General features: G+C 71.2%; 15 protein-coding genes. 11 read left to right on the forward strand and 4 right to left on the reverse strand.

Going from position 1 to position 15,876, the window contains the following annotated elements:
* Positions 1–2 precede the first annotated feature (2 nt).
* A complete protein-coding gene (locus FVP77_RS15975; RefSeq protein ID WP_187266992.1) occupies positions 3–1,049 on the reverse strand; it encodes an ABC transporter substrate-binding protein in 1,047 nt (348 codons plus the stop codon).
* A gap of 126 nt (positions 1,050–1,175) precedes the next feature.
* Here FVP77_RS15975 and FVP77_RS15980 point away from each other — a divergent pair, with 126 nt between their 5' ends.
* The 6 genes from FVP77_RS15980 to FVP77_RS17115 all read left to right on the forward strand — a co-directional run bounded on the left by FVP77_RS15980 (position 1,176) and on the right by FVP77_RS17115 (position 6,556).
* Positions 1,176–2,369 carry a hypothetical protein gene (locus FVP77_RS15980; RefSeq protein WP_187266993.1) on the forward strand — a complete coding sequence of 398 codons (1,194 nt, stop codon included), beginning with the start codon at positions 1,176–1,178 and terminating at the stop codon, positions 2,367–2,369.
* 30 nt (positions 2,370–2,399) lie between these two features.
* On the forward strand, positions 2,400–2,654 hold the full coding sequence (locus FVP77_RS17250) for a hypothetical protein (protein ID WP_147895715.1): 255 nt from the start codon (positions 2,400–2,402) through the stop codon (positions 2,652–2,654).
* Complete coding sequence (locus FVP77_RS15990; protein ID WP_342779763.1) at positions 2,651–3,196, forward strand: fluoride efflux transporter FluC; 546 nt, start codon at positions 2,651–2,653, stop codon at positions 3,194–3,196. Before FVP77_RS17250 ends, FVP77_RS15990 begins: the two co-directional genes overlap by 4 nt.
* Positions 3,193–3,570, forward strand: a complete 378-nt coding sequence (gene crcB, locus FVP77_RS15995) for a fluoride efflux transporter CrcB (protein WP_147895518.1) — start codon at positions 3,193–3,195, stop codon at positions 3,568–3,570. Before FVP77_RS15990 ends, crcB begins: the two co-directional genes overlap by 4 nt.
* A gap of 84 nt (positions 3,571–3,654) precedes the next feature.
* The gene (locus FVP77_RS16000; RefSeq protein WP_147895519.1) at positions 3,655–4,161 is read left to right on the forward strand and encodes a septum formation family protein; all 507 of its coding nucleotides are present in this window, start codon (positions 3,655–3,657) and stop codon (positions 4,159–4,161) included.
* 34 nt (positions 4,162–4,195) lie between these two features.
* A complete protein-coding gene (locus FVP77_RS17115; protein WP_147895520.1) occupies positions 4,196–6,556 on the forward strand; it encodes a LuxR C-terminal-related transcriptional regulator in 2,361 nt (786 codons plus the stop codon).
* On the opposite strand, the gene FVP77_RS16010 is transcribed toward FVP77_RS17115, so the two are convergent.
* Complete coding sequence (locus FVP77_RS16010) at positions 6,460–7,653, reverse strand: MFS transporter (RefSeq protein WP_187266994.1); 1,194 nt, start codon at positions 7,651–7,653, stop codon at positions 6,460–6,462. The two genes, FVP77_RS17115 and FVP77_RS16010, sit on opposite strands and share 97 nt — an antisense overlap.
* A gap of 178 nt (positions 7,654–7,831) precedes the next feature.
* Between FVP77_RS16010 and FVP77_RS16015 the strand changes: the two genes are divergently transcribed.
* From FVP77_RS16015 to FVP77_RS16025, 3 genes are all read left to right on the forward strand, one after another.
* Positions 7,832–11,077 carry a DUF7507 domain-containing protein gene (locus tag FVP77_RS16015; protein ID WP_147895522.1) on the forward strand — a complete coding sequence of 1,082 codons (3,246 nt, stop codon included), beginning with the start codon at positions 7,832–7,834 and terminating at the stop codon, positions 11,075–11,077.
* Between the two features lie 209 nt (positions 11,078–11,286).
* The gene (locus FVP77_RS16020; RefSeq protein WP_147895523.1) at positions 11,287–11,523 is read left to right on the forward strand and encodes a hypothetical protein; all 237 of its coding nucleotides are present in this window, start codon (positions 11,287–11,289) and stop codon (positions 11,521–11,523) included.
* Positions 11,520–11,960 (forward strand): BLUF domain-containing protein, encoded by a 441-nt coding sequence (locus FVP77_RS16025; RefSeq protein ID WP_147895524.1) that lies wholly within the window; start codon positions 11,520–11,522, stop codon positions 11,958–11,960. The genes FVP77_RS16020 and FVP77_RS16025 overlap by 4 nt, the downstream gene beginning before the upstream one ends.
* Before the next feature lie 142 nt (positions 11,961–12,102).
* Here the strand turns inward: FVP77_RS16025 and FVP77_RS16030 are convergent, their stop codons facing one another.
* Positions 12,103–12,816, reverse strand: a complete 714-nt coding sequence (locus tag FVP77_RS16030) for a TetR/AcrR family transcriptional regulator (protein WP_246134140.1) — start codon at positions 12,814–12,816, stop codon at positions 12,103–12,105.
* 126 nt (positions 12,817–12,942) lie between these two features.
* Here FVP77_RS16030 and FVP77_RS16035 point away from each other — a divergent pair, with 126 nt between their 5' ends.
* Complete coding sequence (locus FVP77_RS16035) at positions 12,943–13,716, forward strand: mechanosensitive ion channel family protein (RefSeq protein WP_147895526.1); 774 nt, start codon at positions 12,943–12,945, stop codon at positions 13,714–13,716.
* A gap of 219 nt (positions 13,717–13,935) precedes the next feature.
* Here FVP77_RS16035 and FVP77_RS16040 read toward each other — a convergent pair whose 3' ends face one another.
* Positions 13,936–14,505 (reverse strand): PepSY domain-containing protein, encoded by a 570-nt coding sequence (locus FVP77_RS16040; protein ID WP_147895527.1) that lies wholly within the window; start codon positions 14,503–14,505, stop codon positions 13,936–13,938.
* A gap of 447 nt (positions 14,506–14,952) precedes the next feature.
* Here FVP77_RS16040 and FVP77_RS16045 point away from each other — a divergent pair, with 447 nt between their 5' ends.
* Positions 14,953–15,846 carry an SDR family oxidoreductase gene (locus FVP77_RS16045; protein WP_147895528.1) on the forward strand — a complete coding sequence of 298 codons (894 nt, stop codon included), beginning with the start codon at positions 14,953–14,955 and terminating at the stop codon, positions 15,844–15,846.
* Positions 15,847–15,876: the final 30 nt, after the last annotated feature.

Below are 15,876 nucleotides of genomic sequence, written 5' to 3' on the forward strand. Positions count from 1 at the left end.
GCTCAGCCGAACAGAGCGGTGATCTCGTCGTCGGTCATGCGGGTGTTGACCCACAGGCTGTCAGGCAGGTCGTCGCGCACGAAGTCGGCCAGGTTGTCGGCCGTGATGACCTCGGGGTCGAGGATGTCGTCCTTCGTGACGTCTTCGCCCGAGAGGGCGGCGAGGGCGTTCTCGAGCGACTGGGCCGAGATCCAGGTGGGCTTGGCGACGGCGATGCAGTCGAAGCCGGTCTCACCGGCGGCGACGAGCGACTGCCACTTCTTCAGCAGACCGTTGCTGTCTTCGCCGGTCATCGGCACCAGCGGCACGCCAGCGGCCTCGAACGCCTCGATCGCACCGAGGGTCATCGACCCGCCCTGCGACCACACGCCGTCGATGTCGGGGTTCGCGGCGAGCACGGCTTCGACCGCGGTCTTCGTGGTGGCCTGGTCCCAGCCGCCGTCGATCGTCGAGACGACCTCGATGCCGGGGTTCTCGTCGAAGACGGCCTGGGCTCCGGCGTAGCGCAGGTCGCTCGTCGGGATGCCGGCGATGCCGTTGATCGCGATGATGCGGCCCGAGCCGCCGAGCTTGTCGACCAGCCACTCGGCGCCGGTCGCGCCGAACGACTCGTCGTCGACGTTCACGTACGAGGTGTAGTCGTCGGTCTCGGCACCCGAGGCGTTGAGGATGACGTCGATGCCCGCGGCGGACGCCTGCTGCAGCACGGGCACGATGCCCTCGGGGGAGATGGGGGTGACGATGATCGCGTCGACGTTGCGGGCGATCATCGACTGGATGTTGGAGATCTGCTTCTGAGCGTCGTTGTCGGACTGCGTCATGATGACGTCGGAGATCTGATCGGCGTCGCGCTCGGTGGCGGCAGTGAACTCCGCCTCGAGCTGGGCCGACCAGGTGTTGCCGACGAAGTACGAGTCGTAGCCGATGACGTACGTGCCGTCGGCCGCGGGGGTCTCGCTCGCGCCGTCGGTGCAGGCGGAGAGGGTGAGTGCGGTCACAGCGGCGACCGCGGCGAGCGTCGTCGCGCGCTTCCAGGTGGAGGTGTTCATGCTGCCCTTCGGGGTGGGGTGATTTCGGGTGGGTGCGAGGGTGGAGCGTGGGCCATACACTCGCACTTGACCGGTCAACCCGTCAAGTACGGAAACATAACGTTTACACGCCGAGGAGACAGAACGATGCCGCCGCAGACCCGCTCCGCCAGCCTCTACACCTTTCCCAGCGACCTCGTCGACGACGGCGTGGCCCGCGTGATCGACGACGCCCGGTCGGGCGGATTCGACACGCTCGCCGTGGCCCTCGCCTACCACCAGGCCCGTGACGTCGTGCCCCACCCGAGAGGTCCGCGCCTGAGGTACCGGCGTGACGGCGTGTTCTTCGAGCCCGACGACGAGAAGTGGGCGAGCTCGCCGATGCGACCGTCCGTGCAGTCCGCGGAGGAGAGGGCGGCGGTCGCCGAGCTGCTGGCCGCCCCCGACCGGCCCGCCGTCGAGTCGTGGACGGTGTTCCTGCACAACACGGGTCTCGGCGAGCAGCATCCGTCTGCCGCCACCGAGAACTGCTTCGGCGACCGGATCCTGTCGAATCTCTGCCCCGCGACGCCCCTCGCCCGCGCCTATGCGCTGGCCCTCGCCGACGACGTCTCCTCCCGTGGTCTCGACGTCGTCGCCGAGGCGCTGAGCCAGCAGACCTTCGGCCACGGCCACCACCACGAACGCAGCTTCGCCCCCGTGAGCGCGGGCGACGAGACCTTGCTGAGCCTCTGCTTCTGCGGAGCGTGCGCCGACCGTGCGGGCGACGTCGACACCGAGGCGCTCGCCGCGCGCTGCCGGGAGCGAGTGGATGCGGCGTGGGCGGGTGCCGCGGCGCTCCCGGCCACACGAGACGCCCTCGTCGACGCCATCGGTGACGACCTGCTCGCGTATCTCGCCGCGCGGGAGCGGGCGGTGACCGAGCTCGCCGGCGAGGTCGCCGCGATCGTGCACTCCCGAGGGCAACGGCTCGTGTTCATGGACCTGACGGGGGCCGTACTCGGCTACGACGACGGGCGCCCTCAGGGTGCGCTCGCCGCCGACCAGGCGTGGCGGCTCGCGATCGATCCGGCCGCGGTCGCCTCCGGGGTGGACGCCTATGCCGTGCTCGGATACGCGCAGGACCCCGCACGACTGCACGACGACGTCGCGTCGGTGCGTGCGGCGATCGGGGAGGGCGAGCTGCGCGTGATCCTGCGCCCCGGCCACCCCGACACGACCTCGGCCTCGCACTGGCATGAGAAGGAGGCCGCCGCCATCGCCGCCGGGGCCGACCGCGTCGACGCGTACAACTACGGCATGGCACCCGAGCACGTGCTGGCAAGGCTCGAGCGCGCCTGACGGGTCCGCTCGGCGGCGACGGACGGCCTCATCCGTCCGGGACCGACGAACCCCGTCAGGCCGAGGGGCGGTGACCTCTCCGTCACCGACCTGGCGCGTACCGCGAACGGGGCGATCGGGGGATACTCGAACGCAGCGCCGATCGAACCGAACCCGAGCGGCACCGTCTCTGACACGTTCGACGCGATCGCCGCGGCAAAGGGGAACGGAATGGCCCGCATGAGCTCTCATCGCTCCGATGAGACCGAAGCGCACAGCGGCGGCCTCCGGTACGGACTGCGATGAGCGATCCCCACGACCCGGCCACCCGCAGGAGAGCGGACCCGGGCAGCATGCTGCCCCTCGACAGCGACACCGAGGTGTCGGATACCCGGCAGTCGGGGCCGGCCCGGCCCATCCACCTCCGCTGGCGGTACATCGGCCTGGTGTTCGCCGGTGGAACCGCGGGAACCGCCGCGCGCGAGGCCCTCAGCCTCGTGATCCCGTCGATCAACGGCATCCCGGTCGCGATCCTGCTCATCAACGTCGTCGGCGCCCTGTTCCTCGGTGTGCTGCTGGAGGCACTCGCCCGGCGCGGGGCAGACGAGGGGCGCAGACGGATCCTGCGGCTGCTGCTGGGCACAGGATTCGCCGGCGGGTTCACCACCTACAGCGCACTGGCGTCCGACACCGTCTTCCTCCTGATCGACGGTGATACCTGGGTGGGGCTCGGTTATGCCATCACGACCATCGCCGTCGGGGCGCTCGCCACATTGGCGGGGATCTCGTTGGCCGCCGCGCATCACCGCCGCCGGCACCCGGACGCCGCAGGGGAGGGCGCGTCGTGACTCCGGTGCTCTTCCTGGCGTTGTCGGTCGCGGGCGGAGTCGGTGCGGCGCTGCGCCTCGTCGTCGATGGCACCGTCAAGGCCCATACCCGAACCTCGTTTCCCATCGGCACGATGATCATCAACATCACCGGGGCATTGCTCCTCGGCTTCGTCACCGAGATCGCCTTCCGCGGCATCCTGCCCGATGCGGCGCGCCTCATCGTCGGAACGGGGCTGCTCGGCGGGTACACGACGTTCAGCACCGCCAGCTTCGAGAGCGTGCGCCTCATCCAACAGCGGCGGTACGGTGCGGCAGTGCTGAACACCGTCGGGATGGTCACCCTCGCCGTCATCGCCGCTCTCGCCGGTGCCGGGCTCGGGGGCCTGCTCTGAACCGGGTTCCGCCGGCCGCGCCCCGTCCACGGCGGTCCGCGTGCATTCGCTAGGGTGAGATCGCCAACCTCACAGGAGTCTCACATGCGCGTGCTCGCCCGTTCCACGTTCGCTGCCATCGCCCTCGCGTCGGTCGTCGCCCTCGGCGGATGCTCCGCCATCCAAGGGCTCATCGGCGGCGGCGAGACCGTCGCCCGCGACTCCGACACGCAGGAGGTCACCGAGGGCGGAACTGCCGACGTCTTCACCCTCAAGGTCGGCGACTGCCTGCAGGAGGCGACCTCCGAAGAGGTCTCGCAGGTCGAAGCGGTGCCCTGCAGCGACCCGCACGACGACGAGATCTACTACGAATTCACCATGGCCGACGGCGAGTTCCCCGGCGAAGACGCCATCTACACCGCGGCCGACGAGCAGTGCCTGCCGCAGTTCGACACCTTCGTCGGACTCGCCTACGACCAGTCGGTGCTCGACTGGTACCCCTACGTGCCGACCGAGGGCAGCTGGACCGAGGGCGGCGACCGCGTGGTGCAGTGCGTGATCTACGAACCCAACGTGCGCACCACCGGAAGCCTCGCCGGAGTCGCTCGCTGATAGCGGCCCCCGGGGAATGGCGCAGCATGAGCGGATGACTCCGCCCCCGCGCCCCGTCTCGGCTCTCGTCTCGCGGCCGCGGCTGCTCGACGTGCTGTCGTCGGAGTCGCCGGTGGTCGTCGTGATCGGTTCGCGCGGAGCGGGCAAGACCGTGCTGCTGTCGGAGTGGTTCTCGACCCGGACGAACGCGGCATGGCTCGGCGGCGGCGGTCTTCCCGACGCGCTGCCGACGCAGCAGACGCTCGTGCTCGACGGGGCCGACGGCCTCGACCCGGCGGACTGGCGACGGCTCGACCGCTGGCTCGCGGAGACTCCGGGGGCGCGGCTGCGCGTCAGTGCACGCGCCCCGTTCGCCGCGATGAGCCAGTGGGACGCCGCGATCGTGCACGACCTCGCGTTCACGCGCGCCGAACTCGCCGACTACCTCGGCCGGCGCGGATCGGCGGCCGACCCGCGCACGGTGCTCATGGCGACCGCCGGGCTCCCCGACGCGGTGCGCCTGGTCACGCAGACCGGGGCGACCGCGGCGCGCGACATGGAGGCACTGCTCGCTCGGGTCTGGGCGGACGCCGCTCTCCCCGCCGACGAGGCGCGCCTCGCGATCCCCGCGACGCTGACGCCCGACCTCGCGGTCGAGCTCGGCGGCACGGTCGACGTCTTCGAGCGCGCGATACGGCGCGGCGACGGCGCATGGGTCGACGGTCCCTCGGGCCTCGCGTTCGCCCTCATCGCCCCGGTGCGCGCGGCGACGCTCGCCCGTCACCCGGTCGACGAGGGCGACCGCCACGCCGTGCGGGAGCGGGCGGCCGAGGCACTGCTCGCGCAGGGGGCGTTCGTGCCGGCGATCGTCGAGGCCGTCGCCGTCGAGCGGTTCGATCTCGTCGACGCCGCTCTCAAGAACGGCGGACTCGCGCTGCTGTCGGCGCACGGTCCGACCCTGGCCGCCCTGCTGCAGGGCATCCCGACGGCTCGGTTGCGCCAGCATCCGGTGATCGCGCTCGCACTCGGCGTCATGTACAACGCCCGACGGCAGCACCGGGTGCGCGCCGTGGAGATGTTCGCCATCGCCCTGGTCGGCATGCAGGCCGCGCCGCGCTCGTCGTCGGACCGCGCGCTGCTGCGCGCGCTCGAGAGCATCGCCCGGCGCCTCACCGGTATCGGAGACGGGGGAGTGCGCGCCGCCCGCAGCGCCTCGGGCCAGCTGAGCGAGCTGCCGACGGCCGAGGCGGGGCAGCTCGAGGCGCTGCGCGGCGACCTGCGCGTGCACCTCGGTGTGAGCCTGCTCTACGGCGGTCACCCCGAAGAGGCCCGTGCAGAGTTCGAGCGCGCCGTCACCGGAGCCGTGCGTCCGAGCGTGGAGCTCATGGCGATCGGCGGAGTCGCGCTCACGCACGCGCTCGCGGGAGACGTCCCCGACGCGCGTCGCTGGATCGCCACCGCCGAGGAGCGCACCTGGGCGCAGGGCATCGTCGACGAGTACCCCGGCAGCATGCTGCGCATCGCGCAGGCACGTGTGGCTCTCGAGGACGGCGACCCCGCCGCATCCATCGCCTTCCTCGACCGGGTGTGGCCCATCATCGACACGATCGAGCACTGGCCCCTGCTCGGGGCGGTGCGGGCGCTCGCCGACCATGCATCGGGCCGGCCCGAGGAAGGCTTGGCGCGACTGCGCAGCCTGCGGTCTCAGCGGGGCGCGAAGATGCGTTCGTCACGACCGGCGGCGCGGGCGCTTGACGCCACCGAGGCGGCGCTCGCCCTCGCCGCCGGCGATCTCGTCTCGGCGCGCCGGCTGAACGTGCATCGTTCCGACGGCGCCGACGTGCGTCTCGCCGTCGCGCGCGTCGCCCTGCACGACGGCGACCACGAACGGGCGCTGCGGCTCGTGGCCGACACCCGGCCGACCACGCCCGACCAGCGCATGGCCTACCTCGCGACGAGCGCCGTCGTGCTGCGACGGCTCGACCGGCGCGACGAGTGCGACGCTCTCGTGCGGCAGGTGGCTGCGATGCAGCGCGCACTCGGACTGCACACGCCGCTTCTTCTCGTCGCCGACCGCGACCGCGATCTCTTCGACCACCCCTACGCGGAGGCGGGTGCGGCATCCGCCCCATCCGCGGCCCCGCCCCGACTCACCCCGCGTGAGGCGATCGTGCTCTCGGAGCTGGCACGCACGGCCAACGTCGACGAGGTCGCCGCGCGCCTGCACGTCTCACCGAACACGGTGAAATCGCAGCGGCGCACGCTCTACCGCAAGCTCGGAGTGACCCGCCGCGAAGACGCCCTCGCGGTCGCGGTCGCTCACCGACTGCTCGACGGCACCGACGATCGCACGCGCGAGATCACGCCCGCCGAGGCGAACACCAGTACCGAGGCCAGCACGAACAGCACCTCGTAGTCGTTCGCGGTCGACACGAGCACCAGACCCGCGATCGTGGGCGCGAGGGTCTGCGGCAACGTCGTGGCGAGCCCCAGCACCCCGAGATCGCGCCCGCTGTCGGCGCGCGACGGCAGCAGATCGATCATGAGGGCGAGGTCGGCGGTCAGGTACACGCCCCGCGCGACGCCGGCGATCGCCGCGTAGACGGTGAGGCCCGTGAGGTCGGACCAGACGGCCGGGATGATGAGCGCCGCGCCGATGACGCCCGACGCGGCGATGATCCAGCGCACCCGGTGGCCCTTGACGACCACACCGCCGAGGGCCGCGCCGACCACGAGGCACACGATGTGGAGCCCGATGACGCGGCTCGAGATGCCCCCGGCCTCGTCGACCGGGGCCGACGTGAACGCCATCACGACGTAGAGCAGGTACCCGAGCACGAGCTGGTGCCCGAGCACGAGCACGAACCGGGCGGCGAACACGAGCCGAAGGTCGCGGCTGGCCCAGGCGCGTCGCCAGGGGAGCGAGACGGATGCTGCGGGACCGCGCGGGCGGTCGCGCTCGAGGAGGGCGAAGCCCACCATCGCGAAGACCAGTACGACGGCGAGTCCGGAATAGGCGGCCCCGACGGCGGAGACGGTCGCGCCCGCCACGACCGTGCCGCCCGCGACCCCGATCGCGATCCCCGCCCCGTAGAACGCGGAGGCCCGGGGGAGCGACGCCGGCCGCACCCGATCGGCCATCACCGCATCGAGAGGACCCTCGATGAGATTGAGGAGGGGCTGGACGACGATCCAGCCGATCGCGATCGCGACGACCGAGGTGGCCTGGCCGAGCGCGACCAGGGCGATGGCCGCTCCGATCGCCCCGCCGACGATGTAGGGCGTGCGGCGCCCGAACCGCGAGCGCGTGCGATCGGACAGCATCCCGAACACCGGGCGCAGCACCACGGTGACCGCCGAGGAGGCCGTCATCGTCACGGCGAGAGCGGCTTCCTTCCCCGCGGGGTCGGCGGTCGCGATCTGCGCCGGCACGAGGATGCCGGCGACCGCGCCGTACATCGCGTTGAGCGCGAGGCTCGCTCCGAGGAGCGACCAGAACAAGCGGCGAGGCACTCGCGGCATCCTGCCAGACCTCCGGCGGGTCGGTGAAACCCGGGATGAAACCGGGGGTGAAAAGCACCGTTGTCCTCCGAATGGGGGACAACGGAACTCCAGACTCATGCGCGGCAGGAACACGCCTGCCACGTCGGCCCCTCTCCGTCAGGTGCCCCCTTCAAGGAGTCCGAAAATCGTGACGTCATCACGTCTTCCCCGTCCATCGCGCGGGAGATCCGCGCGCACCACCGGCCGCGCGCTCGTCGCCGTCGTCGTCGCCTCGGCGCTCACCCTCGCCGGCGGAGTCGCCGCGCACGCGGTCGAGTCGGCGGTGCCCGTCGCCCCGAACCCCGCGCTCGCCGATCACTGCGACCTCAACCTCGCCATCAGCCTCGATCTGTCGAACTCGGTCACCGACCAGCAGCTCGCGCAGGCGCGCTCCGAACTCGCAGGCCTCGCCGACGCGCTCGAGGGCTACCCGGTCAAGCTCGCCATGCACACGTTCGCCTCGAACGCCCCGGCGACCTCCGCGGCATCCAACGCCCCCCTGCCCCTCACCTCGCTCAGCACCGACGCCGGCGTGCAGGCCTTCGACGCCTACGTCAAGGGCGTGCAGCGCCCCGCGCAGGCGCAGGGCGGCACGAACTGGGACCGCGCCTTCGCCGCGGTCACGGCCTCGACCGAGTCGTACGACGCGCTGCTGCTCGTGACCGACGGCAACCCCACCCAGTACGGCAGCCCCGCGCAGGGCCCCGGGAACTCCACCAACCAGGCCACGATCGACGCCGCCGTCACCAGCGCGAACGCGCTCAAGGGCGAAGGCGTGCGCGTCATCCCGATCGGCGTGCAGGACAACCTCAGCGGGCAGCCGCTCGCGGAGTTCCGCCAGCACGTCGCGCAGGTGTCGGGCCCGACCCAGGGGAGCGACTACTACCTCGCCGGCTTCAGCGGTCTGCAGTCGACGCTGCTCGACATCGTCAACGCGAACTGCGCCACGATCGACCTGGAGAAGACCGGCACGCTCGCGGCCGGCAGCCTCGGCAACGTCGGCGACACGGTCGACTACGCCTTCACCGTGACGAACACGGGCGCCGTGCAGTTGCGCGATGTGCAGCTCTCCGACCCCAAGCCCGGTCTGTCGGCCATCACGTTCGGCACCTGGCCGGGCGCGACCGGCACGCTCGATCCCGGACAGTCGGTCACGGCGAAGGCCACATACACGCTCACCGCCGCCGACGTGACCGCCGGCGAGGTGGGCAATACGGCGACGGCGACAGGTCTGCCGCCTGCGGGCTCGCGCGTCAGCGACGAATCGCCCGCGCTCGTCGTGCTGCCCGACCCCGTGCCCGCGATCAGCCTCGACAAGACCGGCGTGCTCACCGGTGACACGGTCGCCTACACGTTCGTCGTCACCAACACCGGCACCGTGCCGCTCTCGGGCGTGACGCTGACGGATGAGCTGCCCGGTCTCTCGGCGATCACCTTCGGCACGTGGCCGGGAGCCACCGGCGCCCTCGCCCCGGGCCAGAAGGTCACCGCGACCGCGTCGTACACGCTCACGCAGGCCGACCGCGACCGCGGCGACATCGCCAACACGGCGACGGCGACGGGCACCCCGCCGACCGGACCCGCCGTCTCGGACGAGGACGACGTCGAGCTGCCCGTGCCCCAGGCTCCGGGAATCTCGCTCGACAAGACCGGCGTCCTCGAGGGCGACAGCATCCGCTACTCGTTCGTGGTCACCAACACCGGCAACGTCACGCTCACCGGCGTGACGCTCGCCGACGAGCTGCCCGGCATCTCGGCGATCACCTTCGGCACCTGGCCGGGAGCCACCGGCGCCCTCGCCCCGGGCCAGAAGGTCACCGCGACCGCGTCGTACACGCTCGCCCAGGCCGACCGCGACCGCGGCGAGGTCGAGAACACCGCCACCACGACCGGCACCCCGCCGAAGGGCGCACCCGTCACCGACACCGACGAGTTCACCCAGCCGCTCGCGGCGAACCCCGGGATCGACATCGTCAAGACCGGTGTGCTCACCGGTGACACCATCGCGTACACGTTCGTCGTCACCAATACCGGCGACGTGACGCTCTCGGGCGTGACCGTCACCGACCCCCTCCCGGGTCTGTCGGCCGTGACCTTCGGCGCGTGGCCCGGCCAGGCGGGCGTGCTCGCCCCCGGGCAGAAAGTCACCGCGACGGCGGCGTACACGCTCACCCAGAACGACCGTGACAACGGAGAGGTCGTCAACACGGCGACCACCGGCGGCACCCCTCCCACGGGACCGCGCGTCACGGACCAGGACGGCTTTGACCAGCCCGTGCCGACGGCACCCGGCATCGGGCTGGTCAAGGTCGGCGCCCTCGACGGCGACACGATCGGCTACACGTTCACCGTCACCAACACCGGCAACGTCACGCTGCGCGGCGTCGAGCTGAGCGACGAGCTCGCAGGCCTCTCCGACATCGTGTTCGGCGACTGGCCGGCGGCGACCGGAACGCTCGCCCCCGGGCAGTCGGTGACCGCCACCGCGTCGTACGAGCTCACGCAGCCCGACCGCGACCGCGGCGAGGTGCTCAACACCGCGACCGTCACCGCAACCCCGCCGAAGGGCGACGACGTCACCGACGAGGACGACGCCGAGGTTCCCGTACCGCAGGCGCCGGGCATCCAGCTGGTCAAGTCGGGCGAACTCGAGGGCAGCAGCATCCGCTACTCCTTCGACGTGACGAACGTCGGCGACGTGACGCTTCGCGGCGTGACGATCGCAGACGAGCTCGAGGGGCTCTCCGACATCGCGTTCGGCGAATGGCCGGCGACCGCGGGCGAGCTCGCCCCCGGGCAGTCGGTGACCGCCACGGCGAGCTACGCCCTGACGCAGGCCGACCGCGACGCGGGATCGGTCGTCAACGTCGCCGAGGCCACCGGCACCCCGCCGGGCGGTACCGACGTGACGGACGACGACTCGGCCGAGGTTCCCGTGCCGCAGAACCCGTCGATCGGGCTGGTGAAGACCGGCGCGCAGGACGGCGCGCTCGTGCGCTTCTCGTTCGCGATCACGAACACCGGTGACGTCACCCTCCACGGGGTCGCGCTCTCCGACGACCTCGCCGGGCTCTCGGCGATCTCGTTCGGCGCATGGCCCGGGGCGGACGGCGTGCTCGCACCCGGCCAGTCGGTGACCGCGTCGGCGGTCTACGTCGTGACCGACGCCGACCGTGCCGCGGGGGTCGTCGTGAACGTCGCGGAGGCGACGGGCACGCCGCCGACCGGTGCGAGCGTGACCGACGAGGCCGACGTCCGCGTCACGATCGTCGCGGCGCTCGCCGCGACCGGTTTCACCGCCGAGCGCCTCGGATCCGTCGCGCTGTTCGCGATGCTGACGATCGCCCTCGGAGCGGCCGCCGTCGTGACCGTGCGACGCCGGAGCCGCGTCTGAGCACCTGATCGCTGAATGAGCCGCCCCGGGACGCGTTCCCGGGGCGGCTCTTCGGTGCCTCGGGGCGCGACGCGAGTTCGAGGGAGAGCAGCATCCGGCCGACCTAGCACACACCCCCGTTCGATCGGTATGCCCGGGTCGCTGTCGGGAGTCGCCGTTATGTTCGGATACGACTCGTCAGCAGAGGGTCTCGAGCATCGGAGAAGCGAGTGAGCACGGTTGAGGTCGATCGTCCCGGAGCGGGGGTCGTCTGGGCGCGCGTCGAAGACGGCTTCCACGTGGGCAGCAGGGGTGGCGAGTTCCTCGGCTACATCGATCGACAGCGCGACGGCCGATGGTTGGCGTGCGACCTGTACTCGCGCGAGGTCGGGCTGTTCGCCGACCTGACGGCGGCGATGAAGGCGCTGACCGCGGTCGAGGCCTCCGAGCGGTTGCGCCGGCGATGACCACCGAGCTGCTGTCGATCCTGTACTCGAGCCGGGCCGCCGAACCCTTCGACGACGACCGGCTCCGCGCCCTCCTCGCCCAGAGCCGCGAGAACAATGCACGACACGACCTCACCGGGATGCTGCTCTACCGCGGCGGCCGGTTCGTGCAGGTGCTCGAAGGCCCCGAGAGCACCGTGCGCGAGCTCGTCGCGACGATCGGCGCCGACCCCCGCCACACGAACATGCGGGTGCTCTTCGAGGAGCACCTCGAGGAACGACAGTTCGCCGAGTGGACGATGGGGTACGAACCGATCTCCGAGCCGCGCGAGGAGAAGCCGGCGGCGTTCCGCGACACCTTCGACGACCTCGAGGTCGGCGACGACGCCACGGCGACCCTGCGAGCGGTGCGAGAACTGAGTCTCTGGTTCCGCGTGCGCTCCTCACGCGGGCAGTAGCCCGGCGGACTCCGGGCTCGCGGGCCGCCGCGGTGCGGCGTCTCGGGCGTAGGAGATGGCGCCGGCGTAGGACGATTCGCGGAGCATCGTCCTACCTGCGCTCCATTGCCTGCGCCGGGAACGCCGGGTCGGCGTCTCGTGACTACTGCGAGAGGTCTCGGCTCAGGCGGTCGAGCAGGTTCTCGAGCGAGACCTCGAACTCCTCGTCGCTGCGGTCCTCGCTGAGCAGCGCGCGGAGTCGGCTCACCTCCGGGGCGTGGGCCAGGCTCATCTCGCCGTCGCCCTCGGGGATCGTCGCGTTCCCCTCATCGAGCGGCTCCTCGACGGGAGCCGTCTCGGCACCTCGGACAGCCGACTCGAGAAGCAGGTGCCCGAGGAGGAAGCTGCTGAACGACCGATAGGCGTCGACGGCCTGCTCGTCGGTGAAACCGTGGCCGATCAGCGTGGCGAGGAAGGTATTCACGACCTCGACGCTCCGCAGCGGTGGTCGCAGCCACGGGGCCGCGGGATGGCGGGTGGCGACGAGGGGGAACGCCATCGGATGCTCGATCGCGATGCGGCGCACCTCGTGCGCGACCGTCTGCAGGAACCCCTGCCAATGGTCGGTCACCTCGTCATCGAGGTTCGCGTTGAGGTCGGCCATGAGCAGCGCCACGACGCCTTCGAGCAGGTCCTCTCGTCCGTGCACGTAGCGGTAGAGAGACATCGCCTCCACATCGAGCTCCTGCGCGAGCGACCTCATGGACAGTCCCTGTGCCCCGGATCGGTCGATCTGGCCCAGGGCGGTCGCGAGGATGAGGTCGCGGCGCAGTCTGGGCTCCGAGGGGCGCCCCGGCTTCTTCGTCTGACGTGCCACAGAGTCGCCTCCTTCGCGTCGTCCCATTATCGCTTTTGCGCACCGCTGTCTACGGAGGTCCGGTCGCCGGTCAACGGGAGAGACTTACGCTGTAAGTTTTCGCATCTTCGTCCTGAAGGGACAATCATGAACTTCCCCCAAGCATTGGAAGGGGGGCTTGCGGCCGTCATCGCGTTCGTGCCCCTGGCCCTGCTGTTCCTCCTCATCCTCGTCGTCGGTCTCATCGTCGCGAAGCTGATCTCGAAGGGCCTCGAGAAGCTGCTCGAGAAGGTCGGATTCGACCGGCTCGTCGAGCGCGGCGGCATCAAGAAGGCCCTCGCGAAGTCGAAGCTCGACGCCTCCGACATCGTCGCCAAGATCGTCTACTACGCGCTCGTGCTGTTCGTCCTGCAGTTCGCGTTCGGAGTCTTCGGGCCCAACCCGGTCAGTGATCTGCTCGAGGGCATCATCGCCTTCCTGCCGAAGATCATCGTCGCGATCGTCATCGTCGTGATCGCCGCGGCCATCGCCGCCGGTGCCAAGGCGCTCATCCAGAACACCCTGGGCGGCCTCTCGTACGGAAAGATCCTCGGCAACATCGTCGCGATCTTCATCCTGTTCCTCGGCGTCACGGCAGCGCTCAACCAGGTCGAGGTGGCCACGACCGTCACGACGCCGATCCTGATCGCCGTTCTCGCCATCATCGCCGGCGTCATCATCGTCGGCGCCGGCGGAGGCCTCATCAAGCCGATGCAGCAGCGGTGGGAAGCCCTGCTGACCAAGGCGGAGGAGGAAGCGCCGAAGATCCAGCAGGAGGCGCAGAAGGCTCCCTCCGTCGCGGATCAGGCCGCACAGGCCGCGCAGCAGGCGCAGGCCGCGACCCGCAGCCAGCCCCAGCGCCCGCCGCTCCCGCGCGGCTGACGCGTCACCACCTCCGGGCCGATCCCGCCGCTCTGCGGGGTCGGCCCTTCGGCGTGCCCGGGCGGGGTGCCCGGGCGACGTGCGGGCAGAAGGCGGCGCTGGGGCGGAACGGGCGGAGGAGACGGCGCCGGCGTAGGACGATCTGGCGCGCAGCATCCTGCGTGCGCGTCTTCTCCTGTGCCGGATACGCCGGAACGGGATGCGGCGGCCGTGCCGCGGCTACCGATCGACGCGAAGGATCGCGCCGTCGACGACGGCCACGTACACCTCGACGTCGTCGGTGAACGACACCTCCCAGGCGAGCTGCCCCTCGACGTCGTCGCTCACGCTGATCTCATCGACCGACCCCGATCCGTGCCCGTCGATCGCGGCCTGCAGAGCGACGGCGAGCGTGATGCCCGCGGCGTCCAGGGCGCGGCGGTCGTCGTCGTCGACGGTGTCGTCGGTGTCGGTCGAGACCACCTCGGCGCCGTCGCCGGACGTGCGCACCTCGGCGTCGGTGTCGCCGACCGCCACGCGCACCTCCCAGAGGCCGTCGTCGAGCTCCAGCTCGTACGCGATGCCCTGGGTCTCGTCTTCGGCCGTGGTGATCGCGGCGAATGCGGCGTCATTGCCCGTGGCCGCAGCATCCGTCGACGGGCTCTGCTGCGGCGGCGCGGCGGGTGCGGTCGACGTGGGAGGGGCCTCGACGGGCAGCGTGGTGCTCGTGCATCCGGCGAGCACCAGCGCGGTCGCGGCGAGGGCGCCCAGGGCGGCGGTCGGGCGGAGGATCCTGTGTCGGTGGGGCATGGCGGCCACGATATCCGCGGCGCCTGAGCAGGCCGTGACGGTTGCGCGACTCCGCGCCGGAGGTTCGCTCACGCGGCTCATTCGTTCTCGCGCTGCTCGTGCGCTCCCGCGCTGCGCGTCTGAACGCAGCGCGCCGAAAGGGCAGCGCGAGAGTGCGGGGTCGGTGGCGCAGCATCCGCCCCATCTCGCGGGATACGCGGGCGAGCCGCCGAGCGCAAGCCCGGGATCACCCGAATCGCCGCGACCTACGGTGAGGGCTCCCCCGAGAGACGAGTCACCGATGTTCCGCTTCCTGCTCCGCTTCGCCCCTGTGCTGTACCCGATCGCACGCAAGCTCTGGCGCTCGCGCCAGGCGAAGAACGCCGGTCAGACCCCGCCGACTGGCACCACGCGCCGCTGAGCGCAAGGGTCGGCTCGAGCCCGGGGCGAGCGCCTAACGTTCCGGGCATGGCTGATCAGTACACCTTCGACAACCCCGTCACCCGCTACGCCCGCGTCGAGCCGCCCGTGCAGCATCAGAGCGAGCCGGGCGTGCAGGGCGAGATGACGCCCGTTCCCGACCTCGGCGAGAAGACCTACCGCGGAACCGGGCGCCTCACTGGCCGGAAGGCCCTCATCACGGGCGGCGATTCCGGCATCGGCGGTGCCGTTGCCATCGCCTTCGCCCGCGAAGGCGCCGACGTCGCTATCGTGCACCTGCCCGACGAGCAGGCCGACGCCGACCACGTGCTCGGGCTCGTACGTGAGGCCGGACGCACCGGCGTCTCCATCGCGACCGACATCTCGGATGCTGCGGCCTGCCGCGCGCTCGTCGCCGAGGCCGTCGAGGCGCTCGGCGGACTCGACATCCTCGTGAACAACGCCGGCAAGCAGGTGGCCGTCGACCGCGTGGAAGACCTCAGCGACGAGCAGTTCGAGGAGACCTTCCGCACGAACGTGTTCGCCAACTTCTGGATCACCAAGGCCGCGCTCGCGCACCTGCCGGCCGGTGCGAGCATCATCAACACCGCGTCGCTCGAGGCCTACAAGCCCGCTCCCGACCGGCTCGACTACGCGGCGACCAAGGCCGCCGTGAACAACCTGTCGAAGGGGCTCGCGCAGCAGCTGGCACCGCGGGGGATCCGCGTGAACGTCGTCGCGCCCGGCCCGACCTGGTCGGCCCTGCAGGTCAGCGGCGGCGTCTCGGACGAGCAGATGACGGCCTTCGACGACGAGAGCACCTACCAGCGCGCCGGGCAGCCCGCCGAGATCGCACCCGCCTTCGTGTTCCTCGCGTCGGCCGAGTCGAGCTACGTCTCGGGCGAGACGCTGAACGTGAACGGCGGCATGGTCACGCCGTAGCGCGCGTTTCTCTCGTCGAGATGCCAAGAC

It is taken from the genome of Microbacterium hatanonis (assembly GCF_008017415.1).
GTDB lineage: Bacteria > Actinomycetota > Actinomycetes > Actinomycetales > Microbacteriaceae > Microbacterium > Microbacterium hatanonis.